Source organism: Nostoc sp. (genome assembly GCF_036916985.1).
GTDB lineage: Bacteria > Cyanobacteriota > Cyanobacteriia > Cyanobacteriales > Nostocaceae > Nostoc.
In genome coordinates this window covers 138,865-161,211 of record NZ_JBALFD010000012.1, presented here as the reverse complement: position 1 = coordinate 161,211, position 22,347 = coordinate 138,865, and the positions used below count along the sequence as shown (strand labels likewise).

The 22,347-nt window shown below is 40.6% G+C and carries 27 protein-coding genes; 17 read left to right on the top strand and 10 right to left on the bottom strand.

The features are described from left to right. Nucleotides 1-25: 25 nt before the first annotated feature. The 6 genes from V7L07_RS02905 to V7L07_RS02880 all read left to right on the top strand — a co-directional run bounded on the left by V7L07_RS02905 (nucleotide 26) and on the right by V7L07_RS02880 (nucleotide 4,408). Entirely contained in the window at nucleotides 26-763 is a 738-nt protein-coding gene (locus tag V7L07_RS02905) for a peptidylprolyl isomerase (protein ID WP_335054879.1), read from the top strand. A 375-nt stretch (nucleotides 764-1,138) separates the two neighbouring features. Continuing rightward, the gene (locus tag V7L07_RS02900) at nucleotides 1,139-1,384 is read left to right on the top strand and encodes a hypothetical protein (protein WP_179066982.1); all 246 of its coding nucleotides are present in this window, start codon (nucleotides 1,139-1,141) and stop codon (nucleotides 1,382-1,384) included. Between the two features lie 39 nt (nucleotides 1,385-1,423). After that, nucleotides 1,424-1,621 (top strand): hypothetical protein, encoded by a 198-nt coding sequence (locus V7L07_RS02895; RefSeq protein ID WP_179066981.1) that lies wholly within the window; start codon nucleotides 1,424-1,426, stop codon nucleotides 1,619-1,621. Nucleotides 1,622-1,733: 112 nt separating this feature from the next. Further along, a complete protein-coding gene (locus V7L07_RS02890; RefSeq protein WP_179066980.1) occupies nucleotides 1,734-1,943 on the top strand; it encodes a hypothetical protein in 210 nt (69 codons plus the stop codon). A 124-nt stretch (nucleotides 1,944-2,067) separates the two neighbouring features. Further along, complete coding sequence (locus tag V7L07_RS02885) at nucleotides 2,068-3,252, top strand: aminoglycoside phosphotransferase family protein (protein WP_335054877.1); 1,185 nt, start codon at nucleotides 2,068-2,070, stop codon at nucleotides 3,250-3,252. Between the two features lie 34 nt (nucleotides 3,253-3,286). Continuing rightward, a complete protein-coding gene (locus V7L07_RS02880) occupies nucleotides 3,287-4,408 on the top strand; it encodes a T3SS effector HopA1 family protein (protein WP_335054875.1) in 1,122 nt (373 codons plus the stop codon). A gap of 142 nt (nucleotides 4,409-4,550) precedes the next feature. On the opposite strand, the gene V7L07_RS02875 is transcribed toward V7L07_RS02880, so the two are convergent. The 6 genes from V7L07_RS02875 to V7L07_RS02850 form a co-directional block, all read right to left on the bottom strand. Beyond that, a complete protein-coding gene (locus V7L07_RS02875) occupies nucleotides 4,551-4,754 on the bottom strand; it encodes a hypothetical protein (protein ID WP_335054873.1) in 204 nt (67 codons plus the stop codon). A 26-nt stretch (nucleotides 4,755-4,780) separates the two neighbouring features. Beyond that, on the bottom strand, nucleotides 4,781-6,040 hold the full coding sequence (locus tag V7L07_RS02870) for a nif11-class peptide radical SAM maturase 3 (protein WP_335054871.1): 1,260 nt from the start codon (nucleotides 6,038-6,040) through the stop codon (nucleotides 4,781-4,783). Nucleotides 6,041-6,102: 62 nt separating this feature from the next. Beyond that, on the bottom strand, nucleotides 6,103-6,411 hold the full coding sequence (locus V7L07_RS02865; RefSeq protein ID WP_335054869.1) for a Nif11-like leader peptide family natural product precursor: 309 nt from the start codon (nucleotides 6,409-6,411) through the stop codon (nucleotides 6,103-6,105). A 167-nt stretch (nucleotides 6,412-6,578) separates the two neighbouring features. Further along, nucleotides 6,579-6,911, bottom strand: a complete 333-nt coding sequence (locus V7L07_RS02860; RefSeq protein WP_335054867.1) for a Nif11-like leader peptide family natural product precursor — start codon at nucleotides 6,909-6,911, stop codon at nucleotides 6,579-6,581. Between the two features lie 168 nt (nucleotides 6,912-7,079). Continuing rightward, nucleotides 7,080-7,517 carry a nitrogen fixation protein gene (locus V7L07_RS02855; RefSeq protein ID WP_335054865.1) on the bottom strand — a complete coding sequence of 146 codons (438 nt, stop codon included), beginning with the start codon at nucleotides 7,515-7,517 and terminating at the stop codon, nucleotides 7,080-7,082. 27 nt (nucleotides 7,518-7,544) lie between these two features. Beyond that, the gene (locus V7L07_RS02850; RefSeq protein WP_335054863.1) at nucleotides 7,545-7,790 is read right to left on the bottom strand and encodes a hypothetical protein; all 246 of its coding nucleotides are present in this window, start codon (nucleotides 7,788-7,790) and stop codon (nucleotides 7,545-7,547) included. 340 nt (nucleotides 7,791-8,130) lie between these two features. Between V7L07_RS02850 and V7L07_RS02845 the strand changes: the two genes are divergently transcribed. Then, on the top strand, nucleotides 8,131-8,253 hold the full coding sequence (locus tag V7L07_RS02845; RefSeq protein WP_335054861.1) for a hypothetical protein: 123 nt from the start codon (nucleotides 8,131-8,133) through the stop codon (nucleotides 8,251-8,253). Nucleotides 8,254-8,352: 99 nt separating this feature from the next. Here V7L07_RS02845 and trmB read toward each other — a convergent pair whose 3' ends face one another. Then, nucleotides 8,353-9,012 (bottom strand): tRNA (guanosine(46)-N7)-methyltransferase TrmB, encoded by a 660-nt coding sequence (gene trmB / locus V7L07_RS02840; RefSeq protein WP_335054859.1) that lies wholly within the window; start codon nucleotides 9,010-9,012, stop codon nucleotides 8,353-8,355. Between the two features lie 262 nt (nucleotides 9,013-9,274). Between trmB and V7L07_RS02835 the strand changes: the two genes are divergently transcribed. From V7L07_RS02835 to V7L07_RS02825, 3 genes are all read left to right on the top strand, one after another. After that, complete coding sequence (locus V7L07_RS02835) at nucleotides 9,275-10,003, top strand: MotA/TolQ/ExbB proton channel family protein (protein WP_335054857.1); 729 nt, start codon at nucleotides 9,275-9,277, stop codon at nucleotides 10,001-10,003. Between the two features lie 42 nt (nucleotides 10,004-10,045). Further along, the gene (locus tag V7L07_RS02830) at nucleotides 10,046-10,726 is read left to right on the top strand and encodes an ExbD/TolR family protein (RefSeq protein ID WP_335054855.1); all 681 of its coding nucleotides are present in this window, start codon (nucleotides 10,046-10,048) and stop codon (nucleotides 10,724-10,726) included. 273 nt (nucleotides 10,727-10,999) lie between these two features. Then, complete coding sequence (locus V7L07_RS02825; protein ID WP_335054853.1) at nucleotides 11,000-11,362, top strand: phage holin family protein; 363 nt, start codon at nucleotides 11,000-11,002, stop codon at nucleotides 11,360-11,362. Nucleotides 11,363-11,444: 82 nt separating this feature from the next. Here V7L07_RS02825 and psb29 read toward each other — a convergent pair whose 3' ends face one another. Then, nucleotides 11,445-12,152 (bottom strand): photosystem II biogenesis protein Psp29, encoded by a 708-nt coding sequence (gene psb29 / locus V7L07_RS02820; RefSeq protein WP_335054851.1) that lies wholly within the window; start codon nucleotides 12,150-12,152, stop codon nucleotides 11,445-11,447. 209 nt (nucleotides 12,153-12,361) lie between these two features. Here psb29 and V7L07_RS02815 point away from each other — a divergent pair, with 209 nt between their 5' ends. Beyond that, nucleotides 12,362-12,958, top strand: coding sequence for a chromophore lyase CpcT/CpeT (locus V7L07_RS02815; protein ID WP_335054849.1), 597 nt, complete (start codon nucleotides 12,362-12,364; stop codon nucleotides 12,956-12,958). 154 nt (nucleotides 12,959-13,112) lie between these two features. On the opposite strand, the gene V7L07_RS02810 is transcribed toward V7L07_RS02815, so the two are convergent. Next, on the bottom strand, nucleotides 13,113-13,481 hold the full coding sequence (locus V7L07_RS02810) for an STAS domain-containing protein (protein WP_179066965.1): 369 nt from the start codon (nucleotides 13,479-13,481) through the stop codon (nucleotides 13,113-13,115). A 368-nt stretch (nucleotides 13,482-13,849) separates the two neighbouring features. Further along, nucleotides 13,850-14,884, bottom strand: coding sequence for an oxygen-dependent coproporphyrinogen oxidase (hemF, locus tag V7L07_RS02805; RefSeq protein ID WP_335054847.1), 1,035 nt, complete (start codon nucleotides 14,882-14,884; stop codon nucleotides 13,850-13,852). Between the two features lie 417 nt (nucleotides 14,885-15,301). Between hemF and V7L07_RS02800 the strand changes: the two genes are divergently transcribed. The 6 genes from V7L07_RS02800 to V7L07_RS02775 all read left to right on the top strand — a co-directional run bounded on the left by V7L07_RS02800 (nucleotide 15,302) and on the right by V7L07_RS02775 (nucleotide 22,110). Beyond that, nucleotides 15,302-15,826, top strand: a complete 525-nt coding sequence (locus V7L07_RS02800; RefSeq protein WP_335054845.1) for an SRPBCC family protein — start codon at nucleotides 15,302-15,304, stop codon at nucleotides 15,824-15,826. Nucleotides 15,827-16,183: 357 nt separating this feature from the next. After that, complete coding sequence (locus V7L07_RS02795) at nucleotides 16,184-17,254, top strand: Mrp/NBP35 family ATP-binding protein (RefSeq protein WP_334763580.1); 1,071 nt, start codon at nucleotides 16,184-16,186, stop codon at nucleotides 17,252-17,254. Between the two features lie 245 nt (nucleotides 17,255-17,499). Next, nucleotides 17,500-18,813: a rod shape-determining protein RodA gene (gene rodA, locus V7L07_RS02790; protein ID WP_335054843.1), complete on the top strand. Its 1,314-nt coding sequence runs from the start codon at nucleotides 17,500-17,502 to the stop codon at nucleotides 18,811-18,813. A gap of 94 nt (nucleotides 18,814-18,907) precedes the next feature. After that, a complete protein-coding gene (locus V7L07_RS02785; RefSeq protein WP_179066960.1) occupies nucleotides 18,908-19,105 on the top strand; it encodes an NAD(P)H dehydrogenase subunit NdhS in 198 nt (65 codons plus the stop codon). A 72-nt stretch (nucleotides 19,106-19,177) separates the two neighbouring features. Further along, nucleotides 19,178-19,834 (top strand): HAS-barrel domain-containing protein, encoded by a 657-nt coding sequence (locus V7L07_RS02780; RefSeq protein ID WP_335054841.1) that lies wholly within the window; start codon nucleotides 19,178-19,180, stop codon nucleotides 19,832-19,834. A gap of 140 nt (nucleotides 19,835-19,974) precedes the next feature. After that, nucleotides 19,975-22,110: a cation:proton antiporter domain-containing protein gene (locus tag V7L07_RS02775; RefSeq protein WP_335054839.1), complete on the top strand. Its 2,136-nt coding sequence runs from the start codon at nucleotides 19,975-19,977 to the stop codon at nucleotides 22,108-22,110. Nucleotides 22,111-22,347 lie beyond the last annotated feature (237 nt).

The window sequence follows — 22,347 nt, the reverse complement described above, 5'->3', positions numbered from 1 at the left end:
GTTAACCAAATTTAGGATAAATATCATGTCACAACCTATTACCATTACTAACGAAGATATTCTTCACCAAGTTAAGTTATCTTGCCAAATTCCTGAGATAGTTGAGCAGATTATTCGTCGTAAGGTGATTATAGCGGCAGCTGAAAAAGCTGGGATAAAAGTAGAGGTTGAGGAACTTCAGAAAGCAGCAGACCAAATACGGTTAACTAATAAACTTAATAGTGCTGATCATACCTGGAAATGGTTAGAAAAACATGCTTTATCTATAGATGATTTTGAGGAAATCGCTTACATCACTTTGATTTATGGAAAATTAGTAGAACATCTATTTGCTGATCAGGTTGAACCCTATTTCTATGAAAACCAACTAGATTATGTTGGTGTCGTAATGTATGAAGTTATTCTAGATGATGAGGATTTAGCACTAGAACTTTTCTATGCAATTAAAGAAGGTGAAATAAGTTTTTATGATGTTGTCCACAAATATACTAAGGATATCGAATTACGCAGAAAATGTGGATATCAAGGAGTAATAAACCGCAAAGATTTGAAGCCGGAAATTTCTGCTGCTATTTTTGCTGCTAAACCACCACAGCTTCTTAAACCAATTTTTACTTCTAAGGGAGTACACCTAGTTTTAGTGGAGGAAATTATTCAACTAGAACTGGATAATAAACTACGCTCTACCATTATTCTAGAGTTATTTTCTGCATGGCTAAAAATACAAACTGAGCTAATTGAAGTAGATTTTACTATTAGATGAGCAAAGTTCAAAGTTGATCAATTATTTTATATAAGAGGGTAAATGTAAGGACAGAATCTAAATTTTGCAAAAATATAGAATTATAGTGAATTATTTATGTCCTTTTTTTAGGTGCATATCAAAAATCGATTTTACTGACTTTCTAGAGAAAGCTATTATCAAAGGTAGCAATAGTCTTAATTTAGTGAAAATAGCTAAATTAGGCAGTTTTACACATAAATAACCAATGAAAATACTGAATCATTTAAGTCCCGAAATACAGTGTAATTTACTTGTAAAATCAATATATTTATTGATATTTATAATGAAGGCTAAGATAAATAAGTACTTAGCTAGTTTAATGAACCTCTAACAAAACTTGTGGAGTAATTAATCATGGCATCTATCAAAATCAACGAATTGCATTTAGCAGGTGCAGACTTATTCATGGATTCTGAAAACTTTTTCAGTGACCTAGAAGATCGTGAATTAGTTGCAGCAGTCGGAGGAATAACTCCTGTGATCACATTTACCGCTGCCGCGCTTGGTAGTGTCAGCGTGTGGGGAGTTAGCTTTGGTACTGGTTTTGCTCTCGGAACTTTTGCGGCTGGTGCTACTGCTGGTTACTTCGCTTCCAGATAAAAGAAGTTTTGTCATAAGTTAAAAAACTAGGAGATACAGATGGCAATTACTATTAACGATCTCAATCCTGAATACAGTCTTTTTCTTGACAGAGAAAGCTACTTAGATGAGTTGGTTGATAATGAACTTCGTGATGCAATTGGTGGTGTCACACCTGGGGCTGCTATTCTCACCGCTCTTGTTATTTTTGGAGCGGGTGCTGGTTTTGGTGTATTAGTTTATAAATTAACTCACTAACCAGCAAATTTTCTTGTAATTGACAATAGAAAAAGGTCAGGAAATATATTTATAGCCCTGGCCTTTTTGTAAGAGTAATACAGCAAGTAAATCTAATCGATGAGGCTCTTCAATGAATATTACACCATACTTAATTGCAATAGTTGGGATAGCACTAATTGTAGAACAAGAATACGTTATAGCAGCTACAATGCTACTCATTGCTATTAGTGAGATTACATTACCCAATTTAAATACAATAACTACCACTTCAGCTACTTTCATCCGTTTTGGACTGATAGGAGCTTTAGTTTCTCTTCTTGTTTATCGATTTTTAACGTGAGAAGACGAAATTAATTTTATCTTTTTGAATTGCAATTAATTCTACTTCTATTGCTTGTAGTAGTGAAGTAGTAATAATTGCTGGCAATTAGTATAAGTTACCAAAAAGTAATAATTGTTCAGCTATGATGTTTTCATTGAGTCACAAAAATGTTAGTAAATATCTCGAACAATCAGGTATTTTTTCTCAACAAGATTTATTAAATCTAAAGCTAGAATTAGGAAAAATTAATACTAAAAACTTTAGTATTGTAGTCACGCTGCAAAATAGACATAAATTTATAGTTAAGCAAGAACGTCCTACGCTTTCAGGAACTTTCTCTCAAGAAATTTTTAATGAATGGCAGTTTCAAAAAGTCATCAGTGAGCTTCCTAAGTTAAACTCTCTGAAAATCTTTGTCAGAGAGATGCTTGCCTACGATGAAGATAATTTAATTGCAATTTATAGATACTTGGATAATTATCTAGAGTTACATACTGGTATTTTAGAGTCTAATAAAATATTCCCAGTTACTATTCCTGCTTGGATAGGTTCAATACTAGGTCAAATCCATCGTGCTACATTCAACGATGAAGATGCTTATATTTATGTAACTCAAAAAGGTAGTTTTTGGCAGAGTACAGGTGCGGCTTTTAGTTTATTACAAGGTCGGATTACGCCTGAAATTTTGAGTATGACTTCTCCAGACTACATCAAATTTATTAGCCTTTATCAACGTTTTGATAGTCTTGAGCAAGCAACATTAGAGGCAATTAGTTCCTGGCAAGCATGTTGTATTGTTCATAATGATCTTAATATCGCTAATATTCTAGTTCATCAAGAATGGGAAAAAGTAAAGTCATTCACTGAAGCACAAGAGCAATCTACTGTCAAAATAATAGATTGGGAGAGAAGTAGTTGGGGAGATCCTATCTTTGATTTAGGGAATTTAATAGCTAATTACATACTGATATGGCTATCAAGTATGGTGGTAGATCCTTCGATGGAGATGGAAGAATCAATAAAATCGGCTGAAATTACACTAGAAGACATCCGCCCATCTATTGTAATTATTATTCAATCTTATTTACATAATTTTCCCGAAATTTTACAACATTTTCCTAATTTTTTTAAGAAGCTACTCCAGTTTATAGGTATAGCTATTATTATTCAAACACAAGCAAAAATTGAATATCATAAGCTGTTAGTAAATAGTGATATTTACGCTCTTCAAGTTGCAAAATCTTTGCTTTGTCGTCCTGAAATTTCTCTCGTTAGTATATTTGGTATACAAGAGAAAGAATTGACTAGTCTAATAGTTAATTCTTAAAAATTGCTCGGATGTTTAATTAGAGATAAAGAAAATGATCAATAGTCAATCTACACATCATTTATTGTCGGGTGTCTCAAAAGATTTGCAAGAGAAATTGGAGGATATAACCAATAATATTGAGTTAGATGATGAGTTATGTGTCCGTCATCCAGACTATCAGCTTTGGGAAACTTCGCTAGAGATTAAAAATCGCTTTCATAAACTACCTCTAGAAGTGCAGCAAAAGCATATAGCCAGACATTTAAGAAGCTTTTTATACGGCATTTACTATAATGGCTCACTACTTAAACCTCTTCAATTGAAAGTGGATTTTGAAGATTCAGTGAATCAACAGAATTTAAAAAATGATAGTTTGATTGGTATCGATGTAGGGCTTTTTCAAAAACTACATGAAAACAACCAAGGGCAAGGATATTTTGATCCTGGTTGGCTGGTAAAAAAGATGGAGGTGGATGGTAGCGTAGCAGTTATCAAGGGTAAGTTAACTGTACATATTAATCCTGAGTTTCACTTGATGGCTTCGCAAACATCAGTAAATGTAGGTGAAGTGGTTTCCATAAAAATGCCTAAAAACTGTCTACAAGAAGGATTTTATATTGCAGTAGGTAACACAGGTATTATACCGATAGATGTTATGGAGAATAAATATACAATAGTGCGAATTTATTTTAATATAATTTCAGAAGGCGCTATCCAGATAATGAAGTATTTAACACAACAGTTAAATGAAAATGAAATATTCTTTTCATTTAAAGCTTCTTACAGTTACTCTGGCTATGAAAGATATGATGCAGGCGTTCTTTATATTAAGAGGGATGACTACCCGTTAGTGCATTCTATTCTGCAAAATATTTATCTAGTTAACCAAGATTATTTTCGCAACAACATCCCACTATTTACAAAATATTTAGCTCCTGGTCTTGGGTTGGCAGAAGAGCCAGATATTAAGTTTGATCACTATGAGAGCTTTGGGACAAACCGTTGTCAAATTGTTGCTAATGGCTTACTCGAAGCTAAAAGAAAAAATCAGCGATCGCCTGAAGAAAAGCTCAATGCTATAATCAACCAATTCTCTCAGCTAAATATAGATTTGCAATATCCATATTTAAACAGTGATTATACAGATATTTATACCCCAATATCAGGAACATGAGAAATTAATAAGGCTAAGGGGATAGAAAAACTTATTTATAAGAAGAATTCAGAACTCAGGAGTCAGAATGGGCTAAACGCCCCGCTAGCGCTAACAGAATGAATATCTTGATTCTGGATTCTGAATTCTTCTTCCATTTCTCCTAACTTCTCAAAATACCTGCATTCTTCTCGATCAAGTCTAAAGCTTTCTTGGCTTTAAAAATAGCTCGTAAATAAGCTACTTGACTATTCCAAGCCGAACGAGGTAAAAGAGTTGCTTGAGAACTTAAATCAGCCGGAGATTGGCCAGCAGATGATTTTAAACTATCAGCTAGAGGTACATAATCAGTGGATATATCATTCATAAAGAGTTAAATTTCTGAATTAGCTTTCAACTCAAAACAACCAAAGATGCCTTTAACTCTGGATCTTCTTCCCAACTTTCTGGCCATTGAATGCGATCGCTAGTAAAATGAAGCGGATCGTTTTCTGGCCAAGGAGCATTTATTGGTTCCTCAACCAGCCTAAACTCCCCATTATCAAAGGGGTTTCCGTCCGCACGACGTTGAAGAAATACTCGCTCCCGAATACCACCTTTTTCCTGAGTCAGGGCGCGATGATGACAATAAGGATTATTGCCTCTTTTATCAAAGAAAACGTGAGCAGTCCAACTGCAACCACCCCGACAGAGTTCGGCAAATTCACAAGTCTTGCAAAAGCCCCATAAATGTGATGTTCCTTTGGGAGTATCAGCTCCGAGATTAAACCGTAGTTCTTCGGTTTCTTCAATAATCGTTCGCAATGAATAGTCGCGGATGTTGCCGCCAGTGTAGGCTGTGGTAGGTAGTGAAGGACAACCTTTGATCGCACCATCGGCTTCAATGCCTAAAGCAGATAGTCCAGCGCTACACCCCTGCCAAAATGACCAAGCGTCTCCACCCCGCAGCAGTCGTTCATAGGGCCCGTAATAGCCGATGTTATTCCCCGGCTGCACCTGCACCCCTTCTTGCTTGGCGCGTTCGGCAACACGAGCAATCATTGGGTATAGATCCAAGAGTTCGTAAGGTTGCAATAAAATATCAGTATTATCAGCAGCATTGCCCATTGGTACAGTCAACTGAATTTGCCAAGCGAAGACACCAGCATCACGGAGATGACCGTAAATTTGAGGAAATTCTGGTGCAGACAGACGATTGATTTGCGTATTGCAGCCAAAGGGGATACCTGCTTCCTTGAGATGGCTCATAGTCTTAAATGCCCATTGCCACGAGCCTTGTTTGCCCCGCAGGCGATCGTGAGTCGCTTCTAAGCCATCAACCGACACAGAAACCACGCCAATACCAGCTTCTTTCATCCGGCGGGCTGTGTCTAAGGTGATACCATAACCCCCAGTGGTCATACCACACAACATCCCAGCTTTGGTAATTGCTTGGGCAATCTCTAGCCAGTCAGGACGGAGAAAAGCTTCACCACCAATTATGGTAACTTCTGTAATTCCCACTTCAGCCATTTGTTTGACTAAATCAAGGGCTTCTGCTGTGGAAAGTTCATTTGTCCTTGTATGACCAGCACGTGAACCGCAGTGTTGACAGGCTAGATTACACTTGAGTGTAATTTCCCAAACTGCATAACTAATTCGGCGATAAGTCATTAAAATACCCTCAATTAATTTTTCTAGAAAGGGTTAAAACTGGGTAGCAACCAAGGGGTTTTTCATAAATACCTAAAATTCCAGAGACCACCTGGCGCTCCATATATTAAAATTGAATTTGCCCACCCAGTTAATCCACCAAAAACTGCTGCCAGTTCTTTTTCACTTAAATCCTTGAGTTCACCTTCACCATTGGTAGACTCCAACAATTGAGTGGTATATTCTTCGTACTCTTCTATAGTGAAATCGTAGCCAGCAGCTTTAACTATTTGGCTACATTCTTCTTTACTATTAACGCCTTGAATTTGATTGCGGAAAGCTTCATCATTTGCTAGCTGTTCATAGAAAGCTTTTACATGTTCTAGAGACATAAAATTCTCCTGATCTTGATTAATTAAATTAAATAAATATATATATGTTTGAATGTTGTACATTCTTTTGTTATCTGTTATTTCGGCTTTATTTTGAATTTATGAAAGGGGACAGATCCCTATCCGTCCCTTGAAATTGAATCTGTTCTAGTAGCAACACAAATTCCCTAAACTATGTCATCTACCCGAATAACTCCATACATCAGTTGGTAGGGTGGCCATACAACTCCATACAATGGTTGGATTTTGGGCTTTCCAGTTAATCCACCAAAAACTGCTGCCAGTTCTTTTTCACTTAAATCTTTGAGTTCACCTTCACCATTGGCAGACTCTAACAATTGAGTAGTATATTCTTCATACTCTTCTAGAGTGAAATCGTAGCCAGCAGCTTTAACTATTTGGCTACATTCTTCCTTGCTATTAACGCCTTGAATTTGATTACGGAAAGCTTCATCATTTGCTAGTTTTTCGTAAAAAGCTTTTACATGTTCTAGAGACATAATCTTCTACTCCTGAAATTACTTAACAGTTGGTAATTCTGTTAGGATATCGAACCAGACTCACTACTCCTGAAGCCGAAGTTTTACCCGCCTTTGACTACGGACAGGTGAGACTTCGACCTATCCCACAAGAAGTAGTTGAGTATTTTTTATTTATTTGGAAGCCCCTTAACCGGCAGCTAGTTTTGACACTTGAATTGCTACTTCTGACGGATTGTAGTTATCTGTAATTACTTGTGGACAACGCATACAAGCTGCTTTCCCTTCTTGCTGCCACCACCGACAATCTCGGCGGATGGAACAGGGGGGTAGTTCTTCTGCTACTGAGGGTAACTTTTCTATAATTCGCGTTGCTAAACGGCAATCTTGTCCATCAAAATGCTGACAACTTTTAGTAGCACAAGCTGCCGCCGTCCGAAAAATTTCAGCAGGTGTAATTGGACTAGCTTTTGCTATCAGTTCATCAGTGATAGGTAAGGGCTGTTTAAGATAAGCTACACGGGGTTCTGCAACTGTTCCACTGATAATTCCGAAAACCACACTATCTTTAGACTCTGGTCTAGCACTGGGGCAAAGTGTACTTTTATCCACAGCAATATCTTTCATCAATCGAGCCTCCAGTGGAGAGAATCTTTATGAAAGTAAGGGGTCATTTGCGACGAGTCCTATAGTAATAGGAATAAAAATCTTACCGAGGATTATGGGAACCAATTTTGATTCTCCACCTGCGACGCTTTTTGCTTCTTTGTCAGACATCAATAACAAAGATTCTTCTGAATTTAAAGCTTCATTCCGACGTGTCACAGCATTTTTCACAGCATCATCAATCAAATCGTTAATTTCAATTTGAATGTTATATTTTCTTTCTTTAGCTTCCATGTTGATTTTCCTCTGAATTATTGACTATTGATTATTTGTCAGGCAATTATACTGATTACGTGTAATTGCCTAATATGTCTTAATATTAGAAAAAATAAGCTAATAATTCTATTTATTAAGAAGTCTAAATTAGACAGAAATAAAACTTTTATGTCACGAAAAAACGATAATTTTTGAGTAATATCTATTTTTTTGTAGAGCTATATATCAGTTACTTAAGCTGTAAACTATCGCATATCAATTCAAATTTGATATTTCAGGCAATTTTGAACATTAACTAAAACATTTCTGTCCCGAAAATATTGTCAATTGACAGAGAATGTCTAAGAGGTTGTTTGAAATGTCTAAATTAATACTAGGCCCGGCAATTTCTAATCGCGGTTATACAGACGAAACCCACGGAGGTGGGTTTGAAAGACCTATTTTTTGGTTAGTCCGCGCAGGCGGACAAGAGTTTGTGTAGTAGCGAATTATATATTCGCCCAAAACTTTTCAAACATCTTTATATCAAACTCAAAATACATAAAATCTCTAGAATGTCAAATAAAAACTATTTATCATGCTAGGCGATCGCACTATTACCATCATCTCGCCTGACAAACAAAGCCCGATAAACAGGTTCACCCTTTTTTTGCGTGCTTATTTCCCTTTCTGTGGGCACTGGTAGGGGGTTCTCAAGCAACCATTCTCCTGTACCAATTTTCTCAAAAGCTGGATTTTCTGCAAAGCGATCGCGCATTTCCACCGCAATAAATTCCATATCTGATTGCAGAAATACAACTCCTCCAACCGCAAGATAATTAGCTAAATCTGCCACTAGTTCTGGTTGGACTACACGACGTTTAGCATGGCGGGTTTTAAACCAAGGATCGGGAAATTGAATTGTAACGCGTTGTAAACTTCCTGAAGGGAGGGAAGATAAAAGTGAGTGCAGTGAGTTATTCACATTGCAAAATAAATAGCGCAGGTTTGTTAAACCTAACTCAGAACGTAACTTATTCGCCTCCACTACCAGCGGTTCCCGAATTTCTAAGCCTAGATAATTCCAATTGGGTTCTATCTTGGACATATTTAATAAAAATACTCCTTTAGCGCAGCCAATATCTAAATGTAGTGGTTGATTTGGCTTTACATAAATTTTTTCCCAGTCTTGGGGACTTGCTGGTGTTTGATACTTTTTACCAAGTGGATTAACATGCTGGCGGACTCGGACTGCTGCCAAAATTTGCTCTCCTTTACGTGAAAATATCTTGTAGTGAAACCCAGGTTACAAGGAAGTCTAACAAAAGTATGCCAAAAATTATCGGTCTATCATTCAATTGCTTACCCAGCATCAAGCTTGTATAGTAGTCGCAGTCAAATACGCCTGTTTTTTGAGGTTTTCGAGAAATTTATATTTTGGAAGTCCCTCATTTTGCATTAATCTCTAGAATTAAAATGCCTTAGCACATTTGCTTTAGTCATGGAGGGAGGAAACTTAAACAGTGGATATTTTAGATTTGTTTTATAAGGGTGGGCCAGCGATGTGGCCAATGCTTGTTTTATCGATTCTGGCTGTGAGTGTGATTTTTGAGCGTTTGTGGTTCTGGTTGCGAATTTTGACTCAAGAAAAGCAAATAGTCGATCGCATCCTGGATGCTGCCCAAGATAACTGGGAATTAGCTGCGGACATCGCTAAACAAGCAACCGATCAGCCTGTCGGGCGTTTTCTCTACGCCCCTCTACGCTTAACGAAAAACGATGCGGAAACCTTTCGACTCGCACTGGAGGCTACAGCAGAAGACGAATTAGCTGGGATGCGGCGGGGCGAAAAACTTTTAGAAGCTGTGATCGCCCTAGCGCCACTGCTAGGATTGTTGGGCACAGTTTTGGGTTTAATCCACTCTCTGCGCTCAATTAGAATTGGCGATTTGGGAACTGAATCTACCGCTGGGGTGACTACTGGTATTGGTGAATCTTTAATTAGTACGGCAAGTGGGCTAATAGTTGCGATTATTGCTTTGGTATTTTACCGCCTATTTCAAAGTTTTGTAGTCAACCAAGTCAAAGTTTTTCGGAAGGCAGGAAATGAGATGGAATTGCTCTATCGCCAGTCCCCACCTGATTTTAGCAATCGGACACCAGCAATTGTACGGGAAAATTTCACTCCACCCCGCAAGCCAGGAAAGACTAGGCTTCCTGAACCTCCTGAACCCCCGAATACAGCTAATTAATAGTCAAAAATTCAATCCCCGAACCAGATTTTAGAGTAAGACATGAAAGTTAATCTACATACTCCAATTGAAGAAGTCCAAATTCAAATCATCCCTTTAATTGATGTCGTTTTTTGTATCCTGACGTTTTTTTTGTTAGCAGCATTACAATTTACCAGGCAACAGGCAATCAATGTTGATTTGCCTAAAGCCAGCCCTAGTAGCGTATCTGGGATAACGTCACAGACTGGAAGTGTGATTGTGACTATTGATGCTGTTGGTAATACTTACATAGAAAAACAACCTGTAAAACAGGAAGATTTGAGACAGAGTTTAAAACAGTATCTCCAGCAAAATCCCAATGCTGTTGTTGTGCTGAATGCTTCACGGACAGCAACTTATAATGATGTAATTGAGACATTAGACCTACTGCGGCAAGTAGGGGGCGATCGCGTTTCTTTGGGAATTATCCCTGGCCCATCTCAACCACCCATAAACTCACTTAACCAACCGGCTGTCCCTACTTTCCCAATCAATCCTGGTGCAGCACCAGTTCCAGGTATCAATCCCGAAGGGAATATTACCCCTAAATTTCCCTCAGCACCTAATTCTGTGCCCTTTCCTAGCATAAGTCAGCCCCCAACTGGACGAGGCATCAGTCCTATCAATCCTGGTCTTTCAAGCCCACCAGCATCCCAAGCGCCTGTAGCACCCAAACAAACCCAACCTCCTCTTAAAAGATGATATAGGGGCATGGGGCATTGCAAAGAGGCAGAGGGGCAGGGTGCGGGGGGCGGAGGGGAAAATTCTTCTCCCTGCTCCCTGCCCCCTTGCTTATTCCCTGCTTCCCATTTCTCTCCAATCTCTTTCCCAAACCTAAAGATATCTGAAATAAAATTCGGCTAGAGAAAAATTTACTGCTAATTTATAAATAATTGGTTGAGCTTTAAAGATTTTTCCACCGATAAACTGAAGTAATTTATCACCAATTGCCATTCACGTTTCAGGGGTTGTGGCATGAATATTGTGACACTTTTAATTGTTTGGGTAGTAACAGCTATCAGCTTGTTGATAATTAGTAAATTGCCTCTGGGAGTTGAAATTGACACTCCAGGTAAAGCTTTCTTTTCTGCCGCAGTGCTTGGGATCGTAACGGCGATAGTCAGACCGATTTTAAGTCTCGTTTTTGCAGTACCAAATTTACTTACCTTAGACTTATTATCCAGCATTTTCACATTTATGATTGCTGTAGTTTGTTTTAGTATTGCTGCTTGGTTAGTAGAGGGCTTTCGCTTACGTTACGGCATTTGGAGTGCTGTTATTGGAGCATTTGCGCTAACTATAATTAACAGCTTAATCTACAAAATCTTGGGTGTATAAATTTAAGAATTAGGAGTGATGAGTTAAGAGTTAGGAGTTAAGAACTATTAACCACTCCTCACTCCTAACTCCCATCTTCTAACTATTCGTTAGAACTTGGGGGAGCAACTGGGGTAGTTGATTGTTGTTTACGTTGCTCGCGTTTTTTGCGATCGGCTGAGAGCATATCTGCCATAACTATCAGTGCTTGTGCCATCTTGTCTAGGTTAGAACGGTATAACTCCAAATCCTTAGTGAGTTTGTCATCGGAAAGGTGCAGACCAGCTGCGATCGCTTTTAGCGCCTCAGTGAGTTGCTTTTCGTCTTTAACCAATGCGGGATCAGACTGTTCTAATAACGAAAATACACCAATTGCAAACAAACGGTTGTATTTAAAGTTAGGATTGTTGGCGATCGCTTGCAGTTGTGCTTGCAAGTCAGTATCTCTATCTAAGTAAGTAGTTTGACCGAGCCACCCAATTAAATCTTTAACTGGCAAACCTTTCGCTACAGCTTGCAGTCTTTGGGCATCCTGCCGATATTGTTGCGGATCTTTTTCTATAGCCTGACATAAGGCGTTAAAAATTGATTCTTGATCCCGTTCTGGTTGATAGCCTTCCATGAAACGGTCAAAAGTAGTGACGACACCCAAGGCATAAATTGGATTGTAGCTAAAATCGATATTTACTGACAGCAGATGCATTTCCACCATCAATTCTTCTACTACCCGACGATAAATAGTGTTAATCGGACGGGTGTGAAGATTGTAGAAAGTTCGCTTTGTATCGGAGACTGTACGGACGTTATTCACAAAGAAAAAGAGAATGTTAAGGGCGACGTATCTTTATTTTGTCGCTTAAAGGCTACTTTGCCAAGTTGAGCTTTTAGCGAGTGACGGTTTCATTTACAATATATACACATCAGAAGTATTTTATAAGCTAGTAGTCACAGGAGATAAGACCTTTTATCCTAAAAAACTAGCCCAAAATTATTATCCTTAATGATTCTTTTATCGCATTTATGAATTTCTCGCCACAGTTAACTGCTTTAGGTGAGTACCTAACTGGTGAATTTGATAATCGGGAACAAGCCATAGCAGAACCAGTTTGGTATGTCCACCTGTGCCTGTGGCAAAGACCAGTTAATCTCTTCACAGAAGATAGCATCACCTTGTTTGCCGAACAGGCTAACGTTATTACCCTAGATCAACCTTACCGCCAACGAATTATCCGATTGCGTCAGGGGAGCGACTCTGATACAACCGTGGAAGTACAATATTATATGCCTCAAGATCCAAGTGCATTAAGAGGCGCAGGTGATAACCCTGCTCTACTAAACACACTGACACCAGAACAATTAGATTTACTACCAGGTTGTATCCTAACAGTTACTCAAGAAAAACTAGCTGGCGATCGCTACAAGTTTACCGCTACCCCACCACCAGAGACACGTTGCAGCTTTACTTATCTTGGCAATAGCGTCTATGTTTCCTTGGGTTTTGCAGCGACAGCAACAGAATTTTACAGCTACGACAAAGGAATTGATCCAGCAACCGGAAAAGCAACTTGGGGAGCGATTATGGGGCCTTATCGGTACACCAAGCGAACTCAGTATTGAGTGCTGAGTGCTGAGTGCTGAGTTATGAATTAACTCCTCACTCTTAACTTCTAAGTGAATTCCAGAAATTAAATTATTCAATTTGGAAAATGAAGATGATGAATAGACTCTTTCTTCCCCTGCTCCCCCTAGCGAAGTCCCTAACTCCTAACTCTTAGCTGGCAATGCTACGAGGTACACCTTCTAAAGCTTCATCTTCTGTTTCAAAAATTTCAAAAACAGTATCCATCATCGTCACTTCAAACACTAGTTTGGCTTCTGGATGTACATTACAAATGCGGAAACTGCCCTTGACTTTATCAGCATCACGCATTCCAGCTACCAAAGACGTAAGACCAGAACTATCAATAAAATTTACCTGAGCCAAATTTACAACTACATGGCGACTGAGTTTAGAAATACACTCCTGTAACTTCAGGCGAAATTGCCAAGCAGTAGTAATATCAAGACGGCCTGCTGGTGTCAGGATAATAACGGTGTTTCCGTCTTGGGTTGTATAAGTTTTTTGGTCTATATGAATCACTAAAGTCCTCCCCGTGACATTTCTCTTAAGATTTACTACTCGCAGAATTTTCTAATGCTGTCACTTGAGATTAACAAGCTATAGCTAAAATTGTCACCTTTTTCTGCTAAGTGCTTAACTCTAGTAGTTTAACTCAGGAAAATGTTGGGACTGGGGATTGGGGATTGGAGATTGGGGATTGGAGATTGGGGATTGGGGACTGGGGATTGGGGACTGGGGACTGGGGATTGGGGACTGGGGATTGGGGCAAGATCAGAATAATTATCATAACTCCCTGTTCCCTATTCCCTATTCCCTATTCCCTATTCCCTATTCCCTATTCCCTATTCCCTATTCCCTATTCCCTATTCCCTATTCCCTATTCCCCATTATTTCCAATTGATCCAATCTTGAGGTTTCAAGAATGTCTCATACAACTCGGCTTCGGGGGAATTTGGTTCCGGTTGATAGCCGTATTCCCAGCGTACTAAGGGTGGTAGGGACATGAGAATTGATTCGGTGCGTCCGTTGGTTTGCAGACCAAAAATTGTGCCTCGGTCATAAACCAAGTTAAATTCTACATACCTTCCCCGACGATAGAGTTGAAAATTCCGTTGGCGATCGCCATACTCTATCCTATGTCGCCGTTCTACAATTGGTACGTAAGCTGGTAAAAATGCTCTGCCACAGCCTTGTACAAAGCCAAACAAATCTTCCCAATTGCGGGTTGCTGGTGTTCCCACTTGGTTGCTATAAATAGCCGCTTCTCCATTGGGATTTGGCCCGCGATATAAAGCACCCTGGCCATCTTGGTAATCAAAAAACAGACCACCTACACCCCTTGTCTCGTCACGATGCTTGAGGTAGAAATATTCATCACACCACTTCTTAAACACCGGGTAATATTCTGGGTGGTGTTGGTCACAAGCCTGTTTTAATGTCTTGTGTAAATGTGTCGCATCTTCAGCAAAGGGGTAATAAGGTGTCAAGTCTAAACCGCCACCAAACCACCAGACTGGCCCCGCTTCAAAGTAGCGATAATTTAGATGAACTGTGGGCACGTAAGGATTATGAGGATGTAACACCATTGAAGTGCCCGTAGCATAAAAGCCATGCCCTGCTGCTTCTGGGCGTTGGGCTAAAATTGAGGCTGGCAAATGGGAACCCCAAACTTCAGAAAAGTTTACACCTGCTTGTTCAAATATTGCACCATCTCGCAGCACGCGCGATCGCCCTCCCCCTCCTTCTGGGCGTTCCCAACTATCTTCATGAAACTTAGCTACACCATCTAGTTTTGCTAATGATTCAGTAATTTCGTCTTGCAGTTGTTTCATAAACTGACTGACCCTAATTTGAGCGTCAGCTGCGGGCAAAGACTTGGATGATACTGCTTCTACAGTTGGTGTTTGCGAGTTGGTCAACATAGATTCCCGAACCTAAATTACAATTTCCAGAAAGCCACAAATTTTTTATTTTAAAATTTGGGGGAAACACGCACCAACAATCTACCTCTATTTGCCCAACCCGCTTTTTTCTTACTGGTTAAGCATTTATACGATTGATGGGCATCACTAGAGTTATTTTCCCTCAAATGCGTATAGGCTTGTATATTGAATTAGTTTTTTTTGAAATTCTTAATTGGAATATTTTGATATAAAGACTAAATTTTAGTCTTAAGCTTGAGGTATCAAGGGTTTCACTATCTTGGCTGTTAGGGTTTGTACCGAATCGAGGCTTGCTATGTTTAGGACATTTTTGAGAAAGTTTTAATTTAGGAGTTGAGCGTAGTTGCATACCATACCAGAGTTACCAGAAAGTGTCTAGGGAGGAGGATTAGGAAAATGGAAGGTTGGTTATCCAAATTCATCCACCGCAAACGTCGTCGTTTTTGCGCTTCTCTGGTGTGGACGTATCGAGAGATTAGTTCTGCTTCTGTAGATGAACTGTGGCAAAAAGTGGTTGACTTAACAGACGTTTCCTGGCATCCACAACTTAAGAGTACTAATGTACCCTACGGGTTAGTACCCAAACCAGGATTAATTTTTCAAGCTGTAACACGCTTTTCGCCCATTCCCATCAGAATTTTTGTAGAACGCGTCAATCCTAAAGAGATGCTGAGTATCCGAGTGATGGCGATTCCGGGAATAGAAGAACGGGTAACTTACCAAGTAGAGTCAACGGTTTGTGGTACTTGTTTGTCTTATTCTGTAACGCTACGGGGTTGGTTATCGCCCTTGATTTGGTCTTTATCCCGTCCTTACGCAGACCGCGTTGCACGATCTTTAGTCGAAGCTGTAGAAAAGACGGCATTACCAGCGGTATCCGGTAAGAAAAAATCCCTTCATGACAGTTGTTTTGATTTTTAGGGACTGGGGACTGGGGACTGGGGATGAGGAAGAATTTTTGACAATGCCCAATCCCCAATCCCCAATGCCCAAAGAAAGTTAAGATCCTATTAGGTAATAATGCTATTTGCTAAGTTTTATTACGGCAGTGACAGTGATAAGGGAACTCCAAGAAATAAATTATCCAATATTGTGGGGTGGGCATCTTTGCCCGCCCAGTCTAGAAGGCGGGCGAGACGCCCACCCCACAAGAGTTAATTGAATATTTTTTTATTTGGAAGTCCCTAACACTAAGCTGACCTTACTGAAGAAAGCATCCAGTTAATAGCTAAGACATTCCCCACAATTGTATTTATTCATTTTGAATTTTGAATTTTTATGTACGATGTCCTCGATTCCCAGTCTGTCTTAGAAGTTTTGCGACCAGTAGAAGACCCAGAACTCCGTAAAAGTCTGGTAGAACTGAACATGATTCGCAACGTTACAATTGACGGTGGTAAAGTTAGTTTCACTTTAGTGTTAACCACGCCTGCCTGTCCTTTACGTGAATTTATTGTCGAAGACTGTCAGAAAGCTGTCAAAAAACTCCCAGGCGTTACAGATGTCAGCATAGAAGTGACGGCAGAAACACCGCAGCAAAAAAGTTTACCTGACCGCACTGGCATTTCTGGAGTGAAAAATATCATTGCTGTTTCAAGTGGCAAAGGTGGCGTTGGTAAAAGTACGGTGGCGGTGAATGTCGCAGTGGCTCTAGCTCAAACTGGGGCGAAAGTTGGTTTGCTAGATGCTGATATTTATGGCCCCAATGACCCCACCATGCTGGGTCTATCTGATGCCCAAATCGTGGTGCGTTCCACTGAAACAGGTGACATTCTGGAACCTGCTTTTAATCACGGCGTCAAATTAGTTTCGATGGGGTTTTTGATTGACCGAGATCAACCAGTAATTTGGCGAGGCCCTATGCTCAATGGTGTAATTCGCCAGTTTCTCTATCAAGTTGAATGGGGAGAACTGGATTATTTAATTGTAGATATGCCACCGGGAACCGGAGATGCTCAGTTAACTTTAACTCAAGCAGTACCAATGGCAGGGGCAGTAATTGTCACCACGCCACAAACTGTAGCTCTGTTAGATTCTCGCAAGGGATTGCGGATGTTCCAGCAAATGAATGTCCCGGTATTGGGGATTGTGGAAAATATGAGCTATTTTATTCCTCCCGATCAACCAGATAAGCAATATGACATCTTTGGTTCTGGTGGTGGCTCCAAAACAGCCGCAGAATTGGGAGTGCCATTGTTAGGGTGCGTACCACTAGAGATTTCCACACGAGTTGGTGGTGACAGTGGTGTACCAATAGTTGTCGGTGAGCCAGATTCAGCTTCGGCAAAAGCATTAACCGCGATCGCTCTTACCATTGCTGGTAAAGTATCAGTTGCCGCTTTGACATAATTAATTTTAATTTCTATCTATTTCCTGGGCTATAGCTTGGGAATACTAGGGATTGGGCATGGGGCATGAGGAAGCAGAGGAGGAGGGGGCAGGGAGGAGGGGGCAGGGAGCAGGGGAGGATGAGGGAGAAATAATCAATCTCCAATTCCCAATCCCCAGTCCCCAGTCCCCAGTCCCCAGTCCCCAGAGGAGGCCACACCTTCCCCAATCCCCAATCACCAACAATCAAAGTCTAAACTGACACAATGTTGTTAAAAAGATCGCTCCCCAAAATTCGCTGGAAGTCTTGGGTTAAACCCTGGCAGTCTGTAGATTGGCTACTATTTTGCTTGCCTATAGCTATCAGTATTTTTGGCGGCACTATGATTCTCAGTACGGAACTGAAGCAGCCGGTAACTGACTGGTGGTGGCACTGGTTGGTAGCAGGTATTGGTGTGCTTATAGCCCTGTTTTTATCTCGTATCCGTTACGAACTCTTGATGCAGTGGCACTGGGTAACATACTCACTAACGAACTTCAGTTTAATCGCCGTGATGATTGCTGGTACCAGCGCCAAAGGGGCGCAGCGGTGGATTAGTTTCGCTGGCTTTAACGTGCAACCCTCAGAATTTGCCAAAGTCGGTATGATCATCACCTTAGCAGCTTTGTTACACAGGAACACTGCTTCTAGCCTGGAAAGTGTTTTCCGCGTTCTAGCAATCACCGCCATACCTTGGGGATTAGTATTTTTGCAGCCAGATTTAGCAACATCAATGGTATTTGGTGCGATCGTCTTAGGAATGCTTTATTGGGCAAATGCTAACCCCGGTTGGTTAATTCTGATGATTTCTCCCGTGGTTGCCGCCATTTTGTTTAGTATATCTTGGCCATTTGCAGAACCGATAGTTTTACTCAAAGAACTATCTTTTGGCCCATTAGGGCTAATTTGGTCACTAGCAATGGCGATTGTGGGCTGGCAAACTCTTCCCTGGCAACGATTTGGTTTTGGCGCTATCAGTGCGTGGACTCTTAATATACTAGGTGGCGAATTAGGTGTTTTCGCTTGGAACCATATTTTGAAACCGTATCAAAAAAATCGGTTAACTGTATTTATGGACCCTGATCACGATCCTCTTGGTGCTGGGTATCACCTAATTCAATCTCGTATTGCTATTGGTGCTGGTGAAATTTGGGGATGGGGTTTGTTTAAAGGGCCAATGACGCAACTAAATTTCGTCCCTGAACAACATACAGACTTTATTTTCTCCGCAGTGGGTGAAGAATTTGGTTTTATTGGTTGTTTGGTAGTGTTATTTGTTTTCTGTTTAATTTGCTGGCGTTTACTGCATATTGCCCAAACTGCCAAAGACAACTTTGGTTCCTTGTTGGCTATTGGCGTTTTGTCGATGATCGTGTTTCAGGTGATTGTCAACGTTGGTATGACTGTTGGTTTAGCCCCTGTGGCAGGAATCCCTTTACCTTGGATGAGTTATGGGCGTTCTGCTATGCTGACTAACTTCATTTCCTTGGGAATAGTAGAATCGGTAGCAAATTTTCGACAAAGGCAGAAGTATTATTAATTCGTCATTTGTCATTGGTCATTTGTAAGAACCAATGGCCAATGACTATTAACAAGTATTAAGCTATTAGAAGGAAACAAGCGAGGCTAAAAACATGATCCTGCCTGGAGCAACTGTTCGCGTCAACAATCCCGCAGATACCTATTATCGCTACGAAGGACTCGTGCAACGCCTGAGTGATGGCAAAGTAGCTGTATTATTTGAAGGTGGTAACTGGGATAAATTAGTTACCTTCCGCCTTAGCGAATTGGAACTCGTAGAAACCACAGCCGGACGTAAAAAAGCCAAATAAGATTAGTCATTAGTCCTTTGTCCTTTGTCAAAAACTAATGACTAATGACCAATGACTAATGACTAAATTACTATGCGCCTCCCTTTACCACAGTTTGCCACTGGCGATCGCCATCCCAACCACATTGCGGAGGTGATCGAAACTACTAGTACGGAATTTTTAGCTCAGTGTTTGGAACCGGAAGATTTAAGCTTTCCCTCCATGCCACCCTTTGGTAGTTGGGTCTGTTCTGTGGATGAAGAATCTGGCAATCAAATTTATGCTGTAGTCTACTATGCCACAACGATGCCCATAGATTCCGTACATCGGGCGAGAGCGTTGGGGTTGTCCTTGCAAGACTTACGAGAGGAACAACCCCAAATTTTTGCTATGCTCCGCACAGAATTTCGGGCTGCGATCGTGGGATTTGAACTATCTTCGCAAAATCAAAGTTATAACCAAAGAGTATATCAGTATCTTCCACCACGTCCCCCGCAAATTCATCAAGCTGTTTATCGATGTGAACCAGAAGCTATCATTAAATTTACTGAAGAACTAGATTTTTTACGGACACTACTTTCTATCAATGGTGCGCCTATAGAATCTTTAACCGCAGCTGCCATTCGAGATGTATACCAGTTACGCAAAGCTGACCGAGAATGGTTAATTAAAGCTGGACGCAGCTTAAGTGTGCTACTTAAAGACGACTACGATCGCTTGCGGTTCATTTTGAGTCAAATCCACCCGTAGGTAGTTAATTCTGAGACAATTACCTAGTTAGTGTAAGTTAAGATTTTCGATTTCTCGTCAGGTGGCTTCTCCATTTATATCGCTCAGGCGATCGCCCCAAGGTAATCGCAGTTTTACCATAGCCCCTTCAATTCCTATCTATGGAACTCTTATCACAAGTTCTTGTTCTGGAACCAACTTCCCAAGTTCTTGGCAAGGAACCCATTGTTCCCTTTGCTATTTTGTTGGTGGTCATCTTAGTTATACCCATCATGTTTGAGCGGCTAAGATTACCAGGATTAGTGGGTTTGGTTTTCTCAGGGCTAGTACTTGGACCCTCAGGCTGGAATCTATTTCAGCCTGAGGGTCCAATGATTAACCTACTATCAGACATTGGGTTAATTTATTTGCTGTTTGTCGCAGGGCTAGAAATCGATCTCGAAAAGTTCCGCCAAAGAAAAATTCGCGCTTTTGGGTTTGCTAGCTTGACTTTCAGTGTACCTCTGGTAATGGGAACTTCACTAGGGCTAGTTTTCGGCTATGGCTGGAACACTTCAATTTTAATTGGCTCTTTATTCGCTTCCTATACCCTTTTGGCATATCCGATAATCAGCCGTTTGGGAGTGGTAAACAACGAAGCTGTTACTGTCACCATTGGAGCGACAATTTTTACAGATATTGGCGCAGTGCTGATATTAGCCCTGACTGTAGCGATCGCTCATGCTGGGACATTTAGCTTTGCTAAACTACTCACCTTGTCGGGTTGGTTAACTATTTACTCTGTAGCCGTTGTGACCGGCTTTGATTGGGCCGGCAAAGAATTTTTCAAGCGGTCTGGAGACGATGAAGGAAACAAGTTTTTGTTTGTGTTGCTTTCTGTGTTTCTAGCAGCTGTGGGCGCTCAATTAATTGGGGTAGAAAAAATTGTTGGTGCCTTTTTAGCGGGTTTAGCGGTGAATGAAGCTGTGGGTGCAGGCCCAGTCAAAGAAAAGGTAGTATTTATTGGCAGTGTGCTGTTCATTCCCATTTTCTTTGTTGACCTTGGGTTACTGATCGATCTACCCGCTTTTGGGAACAACCTAGACACACTCAAGTTAACGCTGTTAATGATAGTTAGTTTGATTGTCAGCAAATTGATTGCAGCTTTGTTAACAAAACTGCTTTACCGCTACAAGTGGCAAGAAATACTAACGATGTGGTCGCTATCAATTCCCCAAGTTGGTACAACCTTAGCAGCGACGTTAGTGGGATATCGGGCTGGATTGCTGCCACTAGCAGTATTACACAGTGTCATTGTTTTAATGCTTGTGACATCAACCTTGGGGCCGTTGCTGACCAGTCGAATAGCTGTTGGTTTAAATTCTTCACCAGCCGAAGATCCAACACCACCCCTACCCGATCAGAACGCACCAGAGACAGACAGTGCTTTTACTATAGTTGTACCTGTATATAATCCTCATACTCAGCAGTATTTAATTGAAATGGCAGCGTTATTAGCGCGTCAGTCTCAGGGGAAAATTATACCGCTAGCGATCGCTAATGCTACTGCTCAGATGGATGCACCGCAGTTAGAAGCTTCTCTACAACGGAGTGAATGGTTATTGACCAAAGCCACCGCACAAAGTCTAGCTTTGGGTGTAGCCGCAGAATCAGTACTGCGAATTGATGATGCCTTTGCTCAAGGAATTAGCAGAGCGGCTCGCGAACAAAAGGCTAATTTAATTGTTATGGGTTGGGGTAAACGGACTGGGTTACGAGCGCGTTTATTTGGGAATGTGATTGATGGCGTGCTTTGGGCATCCCATTGTCCAGTAGCGGTGACACGTCTAGTAGAATCACCGAAAAAAATTCAGCGCATTCTAGTACCAATAGAAAATTTAACAGCGCCAACATTACAGCCAGTACAATTTGCCCAGATGTTGGCAGAAGCAAATCAGAGCCACATTACTGTGCTGAATGTGTGCGATCGCCGCACTAGTTCCAGTAAAATCGCTTGGAGGCGATCGCACCTTTCCCTATTAGTATCAAAATTGGCTTTGGCTAATACCCCAGAAATTCAAATTATCGCTCACGAAAATGTTGCCCAAGCAATTTTGCAGGCAGCACGATTATATGATTTAGTAGTTTTACCTTTTATACGTAATCGTACCAGTCCTGGAGGGTTAGCCATTAGCGATGTCACAACCCAGTTAGCCAGACAACTCACTTGCTCCATAATCATGCTTGGAGAACCGCAACGTACTCAAACTAATGTCATTACTTCTAATACAGCTACCAGCATTACATCTGCTGTATAATATCAGCTATAGTTCAGTCTACTTGAGTGACTTGGGATGTCAACCCACTCCTGACTAACTTCTATCCAAGTAAAAACATAAGTAACCTTAAAAACACTTTATTTTGTTGAAGATTTGATGAAGCTCTACTAAAAAAACAACAATTTTCCAACAATGTTTGTTACTTTGCTAATTAAATTCGTCAGGATTCAGTGAGAAATATCACAAAATTACATCCCTAAAAAAATAGGTAAGTTC